This window comes from Lentzea fradiae (genome assembly GCF_900100955.1).
In the GTDB taxonomy this organism is placed as follows: domain Bacteria; phylum Actinomycetota; class Actinomycetes; order Mycobacteriales; family Pseudonocardiaceae; genus Lentzea; species Lentzea fradiae.
Map to the genome: position 1 here is coordinate 96252 of NZ_FNCC01000018.1, position 16174 is coordinate 112425.

The 16174-nt window shown below is 70.6% G+C and carries 19 protein-coding genes and 1 tRNA gene; 10 read left to right on the top strand and 10 right to left on the bottom strand.

Annotated features, from left to right (window positions below):
• Positions 1-117: 117 nt before the first annotated feature.
• From dnaN to BLT23_RS34545, 3 genes are all read right to left on the bottom strand, one after another.
• On the bottom strand, positions 118-1209 hold the full coding sequence (gene dnaN / locus BLT23_RS34535; RefSeq protein WP_090057869.1) for a DNA polymerase III subunit beta: 1092 nt from the start codon (positions 1207-1209) through the stop codon (positions 118-120).
• A gap of 96 nt (positions 1210-1305) precedes the next feature.
• Positions 1306-2112, bottom strand: a complete 807-nt coding sequence (locus BLT23_RS34540) for an MBL fold metallo-hydrolase (RefSeq protein ID WP_245744501.1) — start codon at positions 2110-2112, stop codon at positions 1306-1308.
• On the bottom strand, positions 2109-2903 hold the full coding sequence (locus BLT23_RS34545; RefSeq protein WP_090057871.1) for an NUDIX hydrolase: 795 nt from the start codon (positions 2901-2903) through the stop codon (positions 2109-2111). The genes BLT23_RS34540 and BLT23_RS34545 overlap by 4 nt, the downstream gene beginning before the upstream one ends.
• Before the next feature lie 39 nt (positions 2904-2942).
• Between BLT23_RS34545 and BLT23_RS34550 the strand changes: the two genes are divergently transcribed.
• Positions 2943-3299 (top strand): hypothetical protein, encoded by a 357-nt coding sequence (locus BLT23_RS34550; RefSeq protein ID WP_090057874.1) that lies wholly within the window; start codon positions 2943-2945, stop codon positions 3297-3299.
• Between the two features lie 14 nt (positions 3300-3313).
• Positions 3314-4204 carry a Gfo/Idh/MocA family protein gene (locus tag BLT23_RS34555; protein ID WP_090057877.1) on the top strand — a complete coding sequence of 297 codons (891 nt, stop codon included), beginning with the start codon at positions 3314-3316 and terminating at the stop codon, positions 4202-4204.
• Between the two features lie 17 nt (positions 4205-4221).
• Here BLT23_RS34555 and BLT23_RS34560 read toward each other — a convergent pair whose 3' ends face one another.
• Genes BLT23_RS34560 through sp36 form a run of 4 tightly spaced genes read right to left on the bottom strand, consistent with a single transcriptional unit; the run spans position 4222 to position 6566 of the window.
• Positions 4222-5343 carry a hypothetical protein gene (locus BLT23_RS34560; RefSeq protein ID WP_090057878.1) on the bottom strand — a complete coding sequence of 374 codons (1122 nt, stop codon included), beginning with the start codon at positions 5341-5343 and terminating at the stop codon, positions 4222-4224.
• 11 nt (positions 5344-5354) lie between these two features.
• A complete protein-coding gene (locus BLT23_RS34565; protein WP_090057881.1) occupies positions 5355-5957 on the bottom strand; it encodes a hypothetical protein in 603 nt (200 codons plus the stop codon).
• A gap of 1 nt (position 5958) precedes the next feature.
• The gene (locus tag BLT23_RS34570) at positions 5959-6414 is read right to left on the bottom strand and encodes a RidA family protein (RefSeq protein ID WP_090057883.1); all 456 of its coding nucleotides are present in this window, start codon (positions 6412-6414) and stop codon (positions 5959-5961) included.
• A complete protein-coding gene (gene sp36, locus BLT23_RS34575; RefSeq protein ID WP_086668176.1) occupies positions 6411-6566 on the bottom strand; it encodes a Sp36 family protein in 156 nt (51 codons plus the stop codon). The genes BLT23_RS34570 and sp36 overlap by 4 nt, the downstream gene beginning before the upstream one ends.
• A 68-nt stretch (positions 6567-6634) precedes the next feature.
• Here sp36 and BLT23_RS34580 point away from each other — a divergent pair, with 68 nt between their 5' ends.
• The 3 genes from BLT23_RS34580 to bagB are packed head-to-tail and all read left to right on the top strand — an operon-like array spanning position 6635 to position 9056.
• Positions 6635-6886, top strand: a complete 252-nt coding sequence (locus BLT23_RS34580) for a hypothetical protein (protein WP_090057887.1) — start codon at positions 6635-6637, stop codon at positions 6884-6886.
• A gap of 44 nt (positions 6887-6930) precedes the next feature.
• Complete coding sequence (gene bagA, locus BLT23_RS34585; RefSeq protein ID WP_090057890.1) at positions 6931-7923, top strand: ATPase BagA; 993 nt, start codon at positions 6931-6933, stop codon at positions 7921-7923.
• The gene (gene bagB / locus BLT23_RS34590) at positions 7920-9056 is read left to right on the top strand and encodes an ATPase BagB (protein ID WP_090057892.1); all 1137 of its coding nucleotides are present in this window, start codon (positions 7920-7922) and stop codon (positions 9054-9056) included. The genes bagA and bagB overlap by 4 nt, the downstream gene beginning before the upstream one ends.
• 3 nt (positions 9057-9059) lie before the next feature.
• Here bagB and BLT23_RS34595 read toward each other — a convergent pair whose 3' ends face one another.
• Complete coding sequence (locus BLT23_RS34595) at positions 9060-9350, bottom strand: WhiB family transcriptional regulator (protein WP_090057895.1); 291 nt, start codon at positions 9348-9350, stop codon at positions 9060-9062.
• Positions 9351-9587: 237 nt separating this feature from the next.
• Between BLT23_RS34595 and BLT23_RS34600 the strand changes: the two genes are divergently transcribed.
• Positions 9588-12050: a penicillin-binding protein gene (locus BLT23_RS34600; protein WP_090057897.1), complete on the top strand. Its 2463-nt coding sequence runs from the start codon at positions 9588-9590 to the stop codon at positions 12048-12050.
• A 223-nt stretch (positions 12051-12273) separates the two neighbouring features.
• Here the strand turns inward: BLT23_RS34600 and BLT23_RS34605 are convergent, their stop codons facing one another.
• The gene (locus BLT23_RS34605; RefSeq protein ID WP_090057900.1) at positions 12274-12921 is read right to left on the bottom strand and encodes a GntR family transcriptional regulator; all 648 of its coding nucleotides are present in this window, start codon (positions 12919-12921) and stop codon (positions 12274-12276) included.
• A gap of 53 nt (positions 12922-12974) precedes the next feature.
• On the opposite strand from BLT23_RS34605, the gene BLT23_RS34610 reads away from it, so the two are divergent.
• Positions 12975-13691, top strand: a complete 717-nt coding sequence (locus BLT23_RS34610; RefSeq protein ID WP_090057902.1) for an HAD-IA family hydrolase — start codon at positions 12975-12977, stop codon at positions 13689-13691.
• 48 nt (positions 13692-13739) lie between these two features.
• Here the strand turns inward: BLT23_RS34610 and BLT23_RS34615 are convergent, their stop codons facing one another.
• A complete protein-coding gene (locus BLT23_RS34615; RefSeq protein ID WP_090057905.1) occupies positions 13740-14210 on the bottom strand; it encodes a GatB/YqeY domain-containing protein in 471 nt (156 codons plus the stop codon).
• A 68-nt stretch (positions 14211-14278) separates the two neighbouring features.
• Between BLT23_RS34615 and BLT23_RS34620 the strand changes: the two genes are divergently transcribed.
• The 3 genes from BLT23_RS34620 (at position 14279) to BLT23_RS40325 (ending at position 16079) form a co-directional block, all read left to right on the top strand.
• Positions 14279-15232 carry a metallophosphoesterase gene (locus tag BLT23_RS34620; RefSeq protein WP_090057907.1) on the top strand — a complete coding sequence of 318 codons (954 nt, stop codon included), beginning with the start codon at positions 14279-14281 and terminating at the stop codon, positions 15230-15232.
• Positions 15233-15251: 19 nt separating this feature from the next.
• Positions 15252-15325 (top strand) — tRNA-Pro (locus tag BLT23_RS34625).
• A 232-nt stretch (positions 15326-15557) separates the two neighbouring features.
• Positions 15558-16079, top strand: coding sequence for a hypothetical protein (locus tag BLT23_RS40325; RefSeq protein WP_143036144.1), 522 nt, complete (start codon positions 15558-15560; stop codon positions 16077-16079).
• Positions 16080-16174: the final 95 nt, after the last annotated feature.

A 16174-nucleotide genomic window follows, 5' to 3' on the forward strand; every position in this document is an offset into this window, starting at 1 on the left:
GGTGCCCGCGCAGTGACGGCCCGGCCAAAACAGGTCCGCCCGAACAGCCCGACCCAAGCGGCCCCACCGGAGCCCGCCCGCCCGAGCGGCCCGGCCACAGTGGCTAGGCCGCAGTGGCTAGGCCACCGAGCGCATCGGGACCACCAGGTAGGTCAGCTCCACGCCGTCCTCGCCCGGCGGCGACGTGAGCACCGTCGAGCGGAGGCCGTCCTGGATCTTCAGCTCGATCCGGCGGCCGGCGAACGCCTTCAGCGCGTCGGCCAGGTAGCGGGCCTGGAAGGTCTTGGTCAGGCGGTCGCCCTCGACCGTGGCCTTGACGAACTCCTCGGACTCGCCCTGCTGCGGGTCGCTGCCCTTGACGCGGATCTCGGAGTCCTCGACCTGGATGGTGACCGCCTGGTGCGGGCCGCCGTAGGGCGTGGCTCTGCGGACGGCGCGGGCGAGCGAGTCCGCGTCGACCAGCACGGTGCTGTCGATGTCTGCCTCCAGTAGTCGGCGCGCCCGGTCGTCCGGGAACGGAGCGGCCAAGAGCGCGGTGGAGATCGAGTTGGTGGCCCAGGCGAGGGCGATGCGGTCCTCGTTCGCGTGCAGCGCCACCCGGCCGTGGGCCTGGCGGGCGGCCTCGGTGAGCGGCTTCGCCGGGACGAGCAGGTCGATGCGGCCCGACTGCTCCCACGGCAGCGTCGCGTACGCCATGCGGTAGCGGTCGGTGGCCATGACGTGCAGCTTCTGCTCGTCGGACTGGACGCGGATGCCGGTGAAGATCGGCAGCGCGTCGTCCTTCGAGGCGGCGCCCGCCACGGCGGTGATCATGCGCAGGCTCGCCGCGCCGACGTGGCCCCGCAGTGGCGGCAGCTCGGGCACGCCGGGGTGGGTGGCCAGGTCGAGCAGCGGCAGCGCGAACCGGGACGTGGGGGTGCGGACGGCCAGGCGCTGGCCCTCCACCTTGAGCCTCACCTGGGGGTCGTCGAGCGCCTGGAGGGTGGCGGCCAGCGGTTTCGCGGGCACGAGCACCTCTCCTTCGGTGTGGACGGTGGCGTTGACGGTCAGGCGCACGCCGTGCTCCTGGTCGCTGCCCGCGATCTCGACGTCCGTCCCCGCCCGCAGCCGGAGCCCGGCGAGGACCGGGTCGAGCACGCGGGCCGGCAGCAGCCGCGCCACCTCGGCGGCGGCGCTCGCGAGGTCTGCTGTCGTGGCGGTGAGGTCCATGCCTGCGGACGTTAGCGGGCACCCCTGACAATTTCGGATGCCTCGGACGACTGCGGAACGTTAGCGGTCATCACCACGCCGTGAAAGAGCTCCGTCTCAATCGGTGCGCAGGTACTCCAGCTGGGCCCGCACCGACCACTCCGCCGCAGGCCACAGGACGCGGTCGACGTCGGCGTAGACGATCTCGACGACCTGGCGCGGCGTGGGAGAACCACCCAGCCGGGTGACCGCGCGGCGGACCTGTTCCAGGCGTTGCGTGCGGTGGGCGAGGTAGGCGCGGGCGACGTCGCCGGCCTCCGGCAGCTCCGGGCCGTGGCCGGGCAGGACGGCGGTGCCGGGCGGGAGCTCGGCCAGCAGCCGCAACGACTCGAAGTACTCGCCGAGCTTGCCGTCCGGGTGGGCGACGACGGTGGAGCCGCGGCCCAGCACGGTGTCGCCGGTCAGCACGGCCTCGCCGTCGATCACGAAGCACAGCGAGTCGCCGGTGTGGCCGGGCGTGGCCAGCACGCGCAGCTCCAGGCCCGCACCGGTGACCACGTCACCGTCCACCAGGCCCTCGGAGCCGTGCGTAAACGTCGGGTCCAGCGCCCGCACCGGAGCGCCGACCATCTCGGCGAACGTCCGCGCGCCCTCCGAGTGGTCCGGGTGGCCGTGCGTCAGCAGGATCTCCGCGACCGGGCCTACCGACGCGATCCGCTCCAGGTGCGCCTGGTCGAGAGGGCCGGGGTCGACGACGACGTACGACGACGCGTCCGGGGCCTTCAGCAGCCACGTGTTGGTGCCGTCGAGCGTCATCGGCGACGGGTTGTCCGCCAGCAGCACGGCGGCGTGCGGCGTCACCTGGCGCAGCTCGCCGTACAACGGGTGCTCCGCGCGGGCACCGATCAGCGGGGACCCGCTCACGGCAGCACCACCCTGATCACGTCGCCGTCGCGGATCAGCTTGGGGATGATCTTCTCGACACTGCGCTCCGCCGCCATCACCTTCGCGACGCTGCCCAGCGCCCCCACCTCGTCGAGCGTGCGCCAGGTGGGCGGCATGAGCATCCGGCGGCCCTCGAACGCGTCGCTGATCGCGTCGGCCGGGGTCTGCCAGGACGCGTCGGACGCCTCCGTCGTCTCGCCGTCGGCGTTCTGCCCCTCCGGCAGCCCGGCCACGAAGAACCGCGTGTCGTACCGGCGCGGCTCCTCGTACGGGGTCACCCAGTTCGACCAGGGCCGCAGCAGGTCGGCGCGCAGCACGAGGCCCTCGGACGCGAGGAACTGCGCCAGCGACAGCTCGCGGTCCACGAGCTTCTGGCGCGCGCCCGCGTACGCCGAGGTGTCGGCCACGACCGACGTGGCGTCCGGACCGGCGAGCAGAACGCCCGACTCCTCGAACGTCTCCCTGACCGCGGCGCACACGAACGCCCTGGCGGTCAGCGGGTCGACCCCGAACACGGTGCCCCACCACTCGGGCCGCGGACCGGCCCAGGCGACGGACGTGTCCGCGTCGCGCCGGTCGACACCGCCGCCGGGGAACACCGACATCCCGCCCGCGAACGCCATGCCCTTCACGCGGCGCAGCAGGAACGCCTCCAGTCCGGCGGCACCGTCCCTGAGCAGCACGACGGTGACGGCGTCGCGGGCGGGCACGGGTTGGGCGGGCGGTGTGCTGGGTACCAGGTTTCCCGGCAAGGTCATGTCGTCGGGCATCCTCCGAGCGTACGACCGCGCCTACAAGAGGATGGTGTGATGGCGACGAACGTCTCCGGTTGCCTGGTGAAGATCCTGCTGTTCCTGCTCGGCGCCGTGCTGGGCACCGGTCTCACCGCGGTGACGGGCGTGCTGCTGTTCCTCCCCGACAGCACGGTGGTGGTGAGCGTCGAGCCGACCTCCACCTCGCCGGGCGTGTACGTGAAGAAGGTCGAGCAGTTCGTGGGCGGCACCCACTACGAGATCTGGCTCGGGCCGACGCCGGACCGCGGTCACGTCGTGCGGGTCCCGGCGGGCTGGGACCACGACCCCGAGCGCGAGACCACCGACGGCGGCCTGCGGCTGCGGTTCGACAACGGTGGCGAGATCTTCGTCCCCGAGGCCAGCTACTCCTGAGGGAGGATGTGCGAGTGGACGAACAGTTGCGCGTAGGACTCGTCGGCGCGGGACCGTGGGCGGAGATGGTGCACGCCCCCGGCATCGCGAACCACCCCGGAACCACGCTGACCGGTGTGTGGGCCAGGCGGCCGGAGGCGGCGCGGGAGCTCGCGCACGCTCACGGCGCCGAGCCGTTCGGTGACTACGCCGAGCTGCTGTCCGCTGTGGACGCGGTGGCGTTCTGCGTGCCGCCGGGCGTGCAGGGTCCGATGGCCGTCGAGGCGGCGGAGGCCGGCAAGCACCTGGTGCTGGAGAAGCCGATCGCGGAGAGCGTCGAGGTGGCGGAGCGGCTCGTCGCGGCCGTCGAGGCGGCCGGGGTGGCGTCGCTCGTCGTGCTGACCCGCCGCTACGCGCAGGAGACCAAGGAGCAGCTGGCCCAGCTGCACCGCACGGGTGGCTGGACGGGCGCCGACGCCCGCTGGATCTCCGGGGCGCTGTTGCGGGGCCCGTTCTCGAACTCGCCGTGGCGGCACGACAAGGGCGCGCTCGACGACGTCGGCCCGCACGCGTTCGACCTGCTCGACGCGGCGCTGGGCGAGATCACCGACGTGGTCGCGGCGACCGTCTCGGACGCCGGGCTGTGGCAGCTGATCCTGAAGCACGAGGGTGGCGCCACGAGCACCGCCTCGCTGTGCCTGTCGCTGCCGTTGCAGCCGCCGTTCGCGGACCTCACGGTCTTCGGCACGAACGGCGCCCGCACGCTGACGAACCGGGACACGCCCGCGCTGGAGTGCTTCACGAACCTGCTCGACGACTTCGTGGCCATGGTGCACAGCGGCACCACGACCCACGAGTGCGACGTGCGGCGCGGCCTGCACCTGCAACGGATCATCGACCTGGCCCGGCGCAAGGCCGGGGCCTGATCCGCCGGGCACACCGCCTACGTGGTGGTGTGCCCGTTGTTCGCGGCACCGAACGCCGTGGGGCGCGCCGAGCGGTCGACCTGCCAGCGGCCGCTGTCGGTCGCCTGCGGGCCGGTCTGCTCCCGCTGCGCCAGCTCCTCGTGGAGCTGCTGCAACAGGGCGCGTTCCCGCTCGCTGAGGTTGGCGTCCACCGAGGACGGTTCCGCCGGCGGTTCGGCGAGCGCGGCCTGCAGTGCGGCCAGCTCGTCGCCCTTGATCTCGGCGGTGACCTCGGCCCGGTTGATCGGCGTCGGCTCCGGGAGGGCCTCCGCCTCCTGCACGGGCTCCGCGGGCGCGATCGGGATGCGCTTCACGGGCTTGGGCGGGAAGGGCTGCGACCCCTCGAGCGCCGGTGTCCTGGTGCGACGTGAGCCGGTCTCCTCCGTTGGCTCCGGCGCCGGTGTCGGCTCGGCCACCGGCGCCGGAGCGGGAAGTTCCTCTGACTGGTCGAACCAGGCACCTTGGGGCGACACCGGCTCCGCCACCCTCGCGGGGGCTCCCGACATCGGCACCTGCTGGGACGACGTCACCGCGGCGGAGTGGTACTCGCCGAGCTGCGTGCCGGTGGTCAGCACCTCGACCGCGGCGCGGACGCCCGCCTTGCGCAGCACCGTGTCCACCCGGTAGGCGGTCGCGGGTGCGAAGCCCTGCGGTCCGATGTCCACGAGCACGACCCGCTGCGGCAGCGGGCCGGGCGTGGAACCGGCGGGCGAGGACCGCCAGACGGCCCGCACCGAGCGGACGTCCGGCAGCACCGACACCGCGCGGACCAGCGCCGCGGTGATGTCCGCGACCGGGTCGGTCTCGGAGGTGAAGCGGTGGCGGATGAACGGGAGCATCTCGACGACCGGCAGCCGGTCGGTCAGCGACGCGTCCGAGCGCACCTCGTGCAGTGCCCACGTGATCGCCGCCCGCTCGTCGGGCAGCACCGGGATGCCGCCGGCGAGGAGTGTCCCCACCAGCATCTCGACCGCGCGGTCGAGCTCTCCGACCGCGAGGAACTCGCGTGCCTGTGACAGGGCGGCGTCGTCGATCCGCCCGGCCATCGACAGCAGGAGATCGTGCAGACGGACCGGCAGGCCGACACCGTCGTTCGTCACGTCAAGTCTCCTTAGCTGAGCACCAGGTGCTCCTCGGACTCGGCGCCGGCGCACACCAGCTCCGATGCCGCCAGCGCCGCCCGGTGGTAGGGCGGCAGGTCCAGACCGGACGGCACGACCTCGACGCACGGGTCGTGCTCGCCCAACGCCCGCAGAACGCGCTGCAGCTCGCCGGTCAGCCGCGCGTGGCCGGACGTGGCCGCCACCAGCAGGACGCGGTTGACCCCGGAGGGACCGATGCGCCAGCAGGAGCGAACTTCTCCGACCCCGTGCCGGCCTCGCAGCGTGGCACCGAGAACGACGGTCGCGGAATCCCCCATCGGCACCCGATCGGGTGATTCCGGGGAAAAGGTGTAGTCGGTGGGGGGCACTTCGTCCAGCCCTTTGACCGAACTGACAGCACCAGGTTCCGCCCCGTAGGGCACGAGGGCGTCCTGCAGAAGGCGCATCTCGTGATCGGTCAGAGGGATGCGTCCGTGCAGCAGCGTGCGCGGGAGCGACCGCGCGAGCACCGTGTACGCGTCGGACGCCGCCCAGTCCCGGTACCTCCACAGCAGCTCGTCGGGAATCCTCCCGGCAAGCCGCAGCAGCAGTTCGTGGCACGTGTCCGACATGTCACACCTCGACGATCAGTTCGATCTCCACCGGGGCGCCGATCGGCAGCTCTGCCACCCCCACGGCCGACCGGGCGTGCTTGCCCGCGTCGCCGAAGATCTCGCCCAGCAGCTCGGAGGCGCCGTTCACGACTCCTGGCTGCCCCGTGAAGCCCTCGGCGGAGGCCACGAACCCGACAACTTTCACGACTCTCTTGATCGAGTCAATCCCCACGAGCGCGTCGACGGCCGCCAGCGCGTTCAGGACGCACGTCGCGGCGTACCGCTTCGCCTCCTCCGGGGAGACCTCGGCGCCGACCTTGCCGGTCGCGGGCAGCTGCCCGTCGACGAACGGCAGCTGGCCGGAGGTGAACACCCACGGACCGCTCTGGGTCGCCGGGACGTACGCGGCGAGCGGCGCGGCGACGGCGGGCAGCTCGACGCCCAGCTCCTTGAGCCGGGTGGTCCAGGCGCTCACGCCTTCACCCTCTTCAGGTACGCGACGTGCTGCTCACCGGTGGGGTTCGTCAGCACGGTGACGAGCTCCCAGCCGTCCTCGCCCCACTGGTCGAGGATCTGCTTCGTGGCGTGGATCAACAACGGCACGGTCGCGTACTCCCACTTCGTCATGCGCGGAGCCTAACGCGCCACCCGTTCGACGCCTGCGCGGTCGCCGCTCTTCCCGCTACCTTGATCACGTGGAGACGTGGCGCGTCATCGCGACCAGCCTGTTCGCGCTGGGCGGGCTGGTGATGGTGCTCGTCGCCATGGCCCAGGTGCGCGACCGCAAGCACAGCCACCGCGGGCAGGTCGCGCAGGCCGGGCTGATCGGGCTCGTGGTCGTGGCCGCCCTCACGGCGAGCATCGCGTTCCTGCTGCCGTCGGTCGTGGCCTGGGCGCTGGTGGCCGCGACGGCCGCCGCCGTTCTCTTCCTCACCATGGTCGATTGACCGACCGATCCACGTTCGACGGAATTCACACATAGTCTGGACGTGTGACGTCGTGGACCGAGGAGCTGACCCGAGCCCGCCTGCACGTGGTCTCCGGCAAGGGCGGCACCGGCAAGACCACGGTCGCGGCGGCGCTGGCGCTCGCGCTGGCCACGGGCGGCCGCCGGGTGCTGCTGGTCGAGGTGGAGGGCAGGCAGGGCATCGCCCAGCTCTTCGACCGCCCCCCGCTGCCCTACTCCGAGGAGCGGATCGCCGCGGCACCGGGCGGCGGTGAGGTGCACGCGCTGGCCGTGGACGCCGAGGCCGCGCTGCTGGAGTACCTGGCGATGTTCTACAACCTGGGCTTCGCGGGCCGCACGCTGCGCAAGATGGGCGCCATCGAGTTCGCCACCACGCTCGCCCCCGGCCTGCGGGACGTGCTGCTGACCGGCAAGGTCAAGGAGTGCGTGAACCGGACGGGGCCGGACGGCCGCCACCTCTACGACGCCGTCGTGCTCGACGCGCCGCCCACGGGCCGCGTCGTCAAGTTCCTGGACGTCACGAAGGCGATGGCCGACCTCGCGAAGGTCGGGCCGATCAAGGGGCAGAGCGAGGGCGTCGTGCGGTTGCTGCACTCGGGTGACACGGCGGTGCACCTCGTCGCGCTGCTGGAGGAGATGCCGGTGCGGGAGACCCTCGACGCGGTCGCCGAGCTCGACGCCGCCGACCTGCGGCCGGGCGCGGTGCTGGTCAACCGGGTCCAGCCGGAACGGCTGCCGGCCAGGTCGATCCCGGTGGCGGCCGAGGGCAGGGTCGACGGGTCGCGGGTGCGCGACGGGCTGGCGTCCGCCGGTCTCGACCTCGACGAGTTCACGCTCGAGGGTTTGGTGGACGAGACGGTGGAGCACGCCATCAGGGTGCGGTCGCAACAGGAGGCGATGGAGCTGCTCCGCGAGTCCGACCTGCCGACGATCGACCTGCCGGAGCTGACCGACGGGGTCGACGTGGCGGCGCTCTACGAGCTGGCAGAGGTGCTGGTCGCGGCGGGTGTGCGGTGACCGGCGCCTTCTCGCGGCTGGAGTTCGACCCGCTGCTCGACGACCCGGACACGCGCGTGCTCGTGTGCTGCGGCTCCGGCGGCGTCGGCAAGACGACGACGGCGGCGGCGCTGGCGCTGCGGGCGGCCGAACGCGGCAGACGCGTGGTCGTGCTGACCATCGACCCGGCCAGGCGGCTCGCGCAGTCGCTCGGCCTGCGGGAGCTCGACAACCACCCGCGCGAGGTCGTCGTGGAGGGCTTCGAGCCCAAGGGCGAGCTGTTCGCGATGATGCTGGACATGCGTCGCACGTTCGACGACATGGTGCTCACGCACGCCGGCCGCGACCGGGCCGACCAGATCCTGTCGAACCCCTTCTACCAGACCATCTCGTCGTCGTTCTCCGGCACGCAGGAGTACATGGCGATGGAGAAGCTGGGCCAGCTCGTGGCGCAGGACGAGTGGGACCTGATCGTCGTCGACACGCCGCCGAGCCGGTCGGCGCTCGACTTCCTGGACGCGCCGCAGCGGCTCTCGACGGTGCTCGACGGGAAGTTCATCAGGATGCTCTCGGCGCCCGCGCGGGCGAGCGGACGCGGTCTGATGAAGATCGTCGGAACGGGCTTCAGCCTTTTCACGCGCGCCGTCTCGACGATCGTCGGCGGTCAGCTGCTGCAGGACGCGTCGACTTTCGTACAGGCTTTCGACAGCATGTTCGGAGGATTCCGCGAACGTGCCCAGCGCACTTACGAACTCCTCCGATCTCCGGGCACGGGTTTCGTCGTCGTGGCGGCCGCGGAACCCGACGCGCTGCGCGAGGCAAGCTATTTCGTGGAGCGCCTCAGCGCGGAGGGCATGCCTTTGTGCGGGCTCGTCGCGAACAGGACCCACCCGGTGCTCGCGGGGGATCTGCCGGCGGCGAAGGCGCTCGCGGCGGCCGACGACCTCGACCGTTCGGGTGAGGCGCCGCTCGCGGCGGCGGTGCTGAGGCTGCACGCGGACCGGGTCGCAGTCGCCGATCGGGAAAAGCGGCTGCTGGCCCGGTTCACGCGTGCCCACCCCGGTGTCCCGCTGGTCGGCGTGCCCGCGTTGCCCGCGGACGTGCACGACCTGGACGGTCTGCGGGAGATAGGTCGCCGGCTCGCCGGCGAGTAGCGGTTATCCGACCCGCGAGTCCTCGACGTGCTCCTGCCGTGCGTGGCTGAGCAGCTCGAACCACGACTCCACGTCCGGCCTGCGGCGCAGCAGAGCGCGGCGTTCGCGCTCGGTCATGCCTCCCCAGACCCCGAACTCGATCCTGTTGTCCAGCGCTTCGGCCAGGCATTCCATGCGCACCGGGCAACCCAGGCACACGAGCTTCGCCTTGCGCTGCTCCGCGCCCCGGACGAAGAGCTGGTCCGGCTCCTCGTCACGACACGAAGCGTTGATACGCCAATCCCCCTGGTTCATATCCCCCACTCCTCAGTGCTGTCCAAATGTGGAAATCCGCCACACCCCTGCCACGGATGCCGTAGCGTTCGAGCTACGACTGCATTCCTTGGACGTTGACGGACTGTAGTGCCGTTCGGTTCCCTGTCCAAGCCTGGGTCACCCGACTGTTACCTGTCGTGCGTATGACTACTCATGCTGAGTAACGAGAGTTCCTGATCACGCTCACCCGTTCGTGTACGGCGTACGCTGACCCGCGTGCGAGTCAGGAATGGCGTGCTCAAGATGCTCGGCCTGTGCCTGCTGGCAGGGGTTCTCCTCGCCGGCATGCTGTTCCCCGTCGTGGGCGCGACCGGCCTCGTCTCCAACCGCGCCAGCGACACCGTGGACAGCATCTCCGCCGACCTGGTGACCACGGATCCCCCGTTGATCACCACGGTCACCGACAAGGACGGCGCGCCGATCGCCTACCTGTTCGACCAGTACCGGGTGCTCACGCCGCCGGAGAAGATCTCGCCGACGATGAAGGCGGCGCTGATCTCGGTCGAGGACCGGCGGTTCTACGAGCACCAGGGCGTCGACTGGAAGGGCACCATCCGCGCGGGCCTCACGAACCAGGTCAGCGGCTCGGTGTCGCAGGGCGCGTCCACCCTGACCCAGCAGTACGTCAAGAACTACCTGGTCCACGTCGTGGCCCGCAACAACAAGCTGGAGCAGGCCAAGGCCCAGGAGCAGACCATCGCGCGCAAGATGCGCGAGGCCCGCATCTCCCTGCAGCTCGAGCGCAAGCTGGGCAAGGAGGAGATCCTCGCCCGCTACCTCAACGTCGTCCCGTTCGGCTCGACGATCTACGGCATCGCGGCCGCCGCCCAGGCGTACTTCGGCACGACGCCGGACAAGCTGACGGTGCCGCAGTCGGCGATGCTCGCCGGGATGGTGAACAGCCCGTCGGCGCTCGACCCCGAGGCGTACCCGGACAAGGCGCTGGAACGCCGCAACAAGGTGATCGACCGGATGGTCGAGAACGACAAGCTGTCGCGGGACGCGGGCGAGGCGGCGAAGAAGGAAGGGCTGGGGCTCGCGACCCCGGTCCGCACCCCGCCGAACGGCTGCGTCGGCGCCGGTCCGGAGAACGGCTTCTTCTGCTCGTACGTCATGAACTACCTGCAACGCGCCGGGTTCAGCGAGGAGCAGCTGCGCACCGGCGGCTACACCATCCAGACCACCCTGGACCGCCAGATCACCGCGAACGCGAAGGCCGCGGCCGAGGCGGGCGTCCCCAAGACCACCGACGGCATCGCGAACACGATGGCGGTCGTCAAGCCCGGCAAGGAGCGCCACGAGGTGCTCGCGCTGGTCGCGAACCGCGACTACGGCCTGAAGGCCGACCTCCGCCAGACCACCTACGACCTGCCGAGCGGCGTGGAGAACAAGTTCGGCGCGGGCTCTGTCTACAAGGTCTTCACCGCCGCGGCCGCGATGGAGAAGGGCCTCGGCATCGAGAACGTCATCCAGACGCCGTCGTCCTACACCTCCCGGGTCTTTAAGGGCGGCGCCCAGCGCTGTCCCGGCACCGGTGAGCCGGCCACCCGCTGGTACTGCCTGTCCAACTTCGACTCGAGCTACCCGTCGTCGATGACGCTGCAACAGGCCCTCGCCACGTCGCCGAACACCGGCTTCGTGATCCTGGAGGAGCAGACCGGCATGGACCCGGTCGTCGACATGGCCTCGCGGCTCGGCATGCGCGAGACGATGGCGACGAACCTGCAGGGCACGCGGCCGGACCCGAAGGCCAAGGACAAGCAGAACCGCATCTCGCAGACGGAGTTCTACAAGCAGAACGGCGGCAACGCGTCGTTCACGCTCTCCCCCGCGCCGGTGTCCACCCTGGAGCTCGCGAACGTCGCCGCCACCATCGTCAGCGGCGGCAAGTGGTGCCCGCCGACGCCGATCGGCAAGGTGCTGGACCGCAACGGCAAGCCCGTCACGGTCAACGAGGCGCCGTGCGAGCAGGTCGTGGCCGAGGGTCTCGCGAACGGCCTCGCCGCCGGCATGAGCAAGGACGACCTGGCGGGCGGCACCGCGTCGGCCGCGGCCCGCGCCGCGAAGTGGACCCGGCCGATGATCGGCAAGACGGGCACCACCGAGGAGTACAAGTCGGCCGCGTTCATCGGCGCGACCCCGGACTTCGCGGGTGCCGTGCAGACGTTCAACGACGGCACGAACCCCCGCCCGATCTGCGTGACCGGCGCGCCCCGGCTGTGCGGCAACGGCAACATCTTCGGCGGCACCATCCCGGCCAGGACGTGGTTCGAGACGATGACGAAGGTGCACGAGCCGTTCCCCGTCTCGCAGCTGCCGCCGGTCGAGCCGCGCTACCTCAAGGGCGGCAAGGAGATCCAGATCCCGGACGTGGTGGGCCGCCAGGTCAACGACGCCGTCCGCGTCCTGGAGCAGGCCGGATACCGCACGACCCAGCAACAGGTGAACTCCGAGGCGCGCAAGGGCACCGTCGTGAGCCAGACGCCGCGCGGGAACGCGTTGCGCGGCACCGTGATCACCCTGTCGGTGAGCACCGGGTACGTGCCGCCGCCGGTCGCGCCGGAACCGCCGCCGAACCCCGACCCCGGCCAGAACCCGTCCCCCGGCAACCCCGATCCGGGCAACCCCGGGCGTCCGCCGTTCACGATCCCGACGGAGCCGGGCAGGCCGCCGCGCTGACCGCCAAGCACGCTTCCGGCAATGCTGTCCGTAACACCCCGCCCATTCGCAACGCACTTTCGTGTTTCCCGCCGGGTACGCGGGGGCCCCACGTCCTTTCCATTCGAACGCGGGGACCCCGCGTCCTATAGCCACGTCACGCGGAGGCATCGGGGGGACTGACGGATTACACACGGGCGGGTGTGTGACGGGCGAACGTGGGACTGGACCTCTGGCGCAGCACCTAGAGGAGCTCGTTGAGGCGGTGCACGCTTGTCTCGACGTGCGCGCGGATCTCGGCGACCGCGCGGTCGTGGTCGCCGAGGCGGATGGCGTCGAGGATGAGCCGGTGCTCGGCGACGACCTCCTCCGGCGTCTCGGACTTGCTGAGCACCGTGAGGTAGAAGCGCAGCTCCTGCGTCAGTGACGCGAAGAACTCGTCCAGGCGCGTGCTGTCGAGCAAGGCGACGATCGCCTGGTGGAACGCCAGGTCGCGGTCGACCACCAGGGCCGCGTCACCGGCCCGCGCGGCCTGTTCCAGCTCCTCGAACGCCTTTACGATCGCGTCGAGCTGCTCCGGCCGGGGTGTGCGGACGATCGCGGCGGTCTCCAGCCGTTCGCGGGCGGTGTAGAGCGCCTCGACCTTCTCGCGCGTGGGCGCGATGACGACGGCGCCGCGGTTGACCTCGTACCGGACCAGGCCGGTCAGCTCCAGGATGCGCACGGCCTCGCGGATCGTGTTGCGCGCGACACCGAGCTCCGTCGCGATGGCGCTCTCCCTGAGCCTGTCACCAGGGCCGAAGGCACCGGCCATGATCCGTTCGGCCAGGCCGTCTGCCAGCTGCTGGGCCGTCGTCGTGCGGCGTACCGAGAGTCCTTCGAGGGCGGACATGAGGCCGAGTTTATCGGGTTGCCCTGCAGTTGAACTGTACTACAGTTTGCTGCATGGACCTGACGAAGTTCCAGGCGCTCAGCTTCGACTGCTACGGCACGCTCATCGACTGGGAGACCGGCATCTCCGCCGTGCTCACGCCGTGGGCACGGGAGTCGGGGCTGGAGATCACCGAGGAAGAGCTGCTGCGGGCCTACGCGGACCAGGAGGCGGCGGTCGCGGCGTCGACGCCGGCACCGCTGTACCCGGAGGTGCTGGCGGAGTCGTTCCGGCGGACGGGCGAGGCGCTCGGACGTCCGGTGAGCGACGAGCAGGCGCGGCGGCTGGGCGACTCGGTGCCGGACTGGCCCGCGTTCCCCGACTCCGCGGAAGCGTTGGCACGCCTGGCTTCTCGCTACCGGCTGATCATTGTGTCCAATGTGCACCGTGCCGGGTTCGCGGGCAGCAACCGGCAGCTGCGCGGGGACTTCGCGGCGATCATCACCGCGGAGGACGTCGGCGGGTACAAGCCCGCGGAGAACCACTTCCGCGCCCTGGACGCGAAGCTCGCCGAGCTGGGCGTGGAGCGCTCACGGTTGCTGCACGTGGCGCAAAGCCTGTTCCACGACCACGTTCCGGCGAAGCGGGAGGGGCTGCGGTCGGTGTGGATCAACCGCAGGAAGAACCGGCCGGGCTGGGGTGCGACACCGCAGCCGTCCGAGGAGTTCGGCTACGACCTGGAGTTCGCCTCGATGGGCGAGTTCGCGGACGCGGTCGACAAGGCTTTCTGACGATCGGTTGTGCCGCAGCGGTCCGGAAACCGCTGCGGCACGACGTTCTCAGCCGGCGAGCCTGGACTTCACCGCGGCGGCGACACGGCCACCCTCGGCGCGCCCGGCCACCTCGGCGTTGACGGCCTTCATGACCTGGCCCATCTGCTTGGGCCCCGGCTTCTCGCCGAGCTGCGCCTCGACGGCGGCGACGGCCTTGTCCACAATGGACGCCAGCTCGGCGTCGTCCAGCTGCGCCGGCAGGTAGGTCTTCAGCACGGCGAGCTCCTGGCGCTCCAGCTCGGCCTTCTCGGTCCGGCCGGCACCGTCGAACGCCTCGGCGGCCTCCTTGCGCTTCTTCGCCTCGCGCGTGAGGACCTTCACGACCTCGTCGTCACTCAGCTCGCGCGCCTGCTCGCCCGCGACCTCCTCGTTGGTGATCGCCGTGAGCGCCATCCGCAGCGCACCCGCCGTGACCGTCTCCCGGGCCTTCATGGCCGCAGTCAGGTCGTTCTGCAGCCGCGTCTTCAACTCCGCCATGAGTCGGAACGGTACCGCCCGCCGGATGCCGCGCCGATCGAGTTATCCCGCTTCCGTACCCTTGACGCGTGAACAAGCTCGGCCGAGCCCTCCTCGCCACGACCGCAATCGGCACCGCGACCATCGCGTACGCGGCGGGAATCGAGCGGAGGCACTGGACCCTGCGCACAGCCACGGTGCCCGTCCTCTCCCCCGGCGCCAAGCCGATCCGCGTCCTGCACATCTCGGACCTGCACATGACGCCCAACCAGGTGTCGAAGCAGCGCTGGGTGGCTGCCCTAGCCGACCTGGACCCGGACTTCGTCGTCAACACCGGCGACAACCTCGCGCACAAGGACGCAGTCCCCGGCGTGCTGCGAGCGCTCAACCCGTTGCTCGACAAGCCGGGCGTGTTCGTCTTCGGCAGCAACGACTACTACGCGCCCAAGCCGAAGAACCCGGCGCGCTACCTGCTGCCGTCGTCCAAGACCAAGCGCATCCACGGCGTGACGCTGCCGTGGCGCGACCTCCGCGCGGGCATGGTCGAACGCGGCTGGGAAGACCTCACGCACCTGCGCAAGACCATCAAGGTCAACGGCCAGGAGATCTTCTGCGCGGGCCTCGACGACCCACACCTCAAGCGCGACCGCTACGCCGACATCGCGGGCACCCCGGACCCGTCCGCCGTGCTGCGCCTGGGAGTAACTCACTCCCCGGAACCCCGCGTGCTCGACCCGTTCGCCGCCGACGGCTACGACTTCGTGATGGCCGGCCACACCCACGGCGGCCAGCTGCGCGTGCCGTTCTACGGCGCCCTCGTGACGAACTGCGAACTGGACCGCTCACGCGCCCGCGGCGTGTCCCGGTGGGGCTCGCACATGTGGATGAACGTGTCCGCCGGACTCGGCACTTCCCCGTATGCGCCGGTGCGGTTCTGCTGCCCTCCGGAGGCGTCCCTGCTGACCCTGGTCCCGAGGCCCGTCGCGCCTGGTCAGGGCCGAAATGAGGGGGTCCGATTCGGAGCTGGGGCGGACATGATGTAGAGTTCTACTCGTTCCCAGCCGGGGTGTGGCGCAGCTTGGTAGCGCGCTTCGTTCGGGACGAAGAGGTCGCAGGTTCAAATCCTGTCACCCCGATTGAGTTAGTCGCAGATCGGCCCCTGTCCACAAGACAGGGGCCGATTTGTGTTCGAGGGCCGGTCCAGATTGAGGAGAACGACTCCACGACCCGCCGCTCAGACCGGGACACACGCACTCATCGGTACTACGCGTGGCGCAACTGGTCGAATGAAACGAAGCTACATCCCCTCAGTTCACGGATCAGCGCCACGGCGACCATCCACCGAGTTCTAGGGTCACCGTAGGAGAGTTGGATGGCCTCGACTGGAACTGGCGCGAATGTGCCTGGCCGGTGGAGAATGCCCGACACGCCCGCAACCGCGAACGTTCGAGCTCGAATTGCCACGGCACCGCGCTGAAGCGCCGGGCACCGCCGCAACGAGATCGCGACGCACTGAGCGCAGATGGGCGGTTCCACCGAAGCCATGCCTTCGGGCCAGCGCGGCCAATCTCCTCGGTAGTCGCGCATCAGCCAAAGGACACCATCCGCCGTCTGGTCTGCCGGTCCCGCGCACACCTGGCACAGAAGCTCGCTCATGGCCCGACGCTGCCGCGCCGGGTGCACTTTGCTGAACTCCGGCTTGCCCTCGTCTCGGCGTTCCACGACTTTCCGCCACAGAACGCCCTGAGCATCCCGATCACCCGGAAGCTCGTTGGCATATCCGACGCCAAGACCGTCAGGTCGCAGGACCAGACTGCACGTCAGGTCCTGTTCGGAGTCTTTCGCAGTGACATATGGCGCGACGATGCGGCCAGGCGAGGCAAGCCGTGAACCAGGCGCGTCGGGATCGCTCGGATCCGCGATAGGCAGGAACTCACTGGAAATCGACCGCATGTCGGAAACATAAGACGGCCGCAACATGCCAT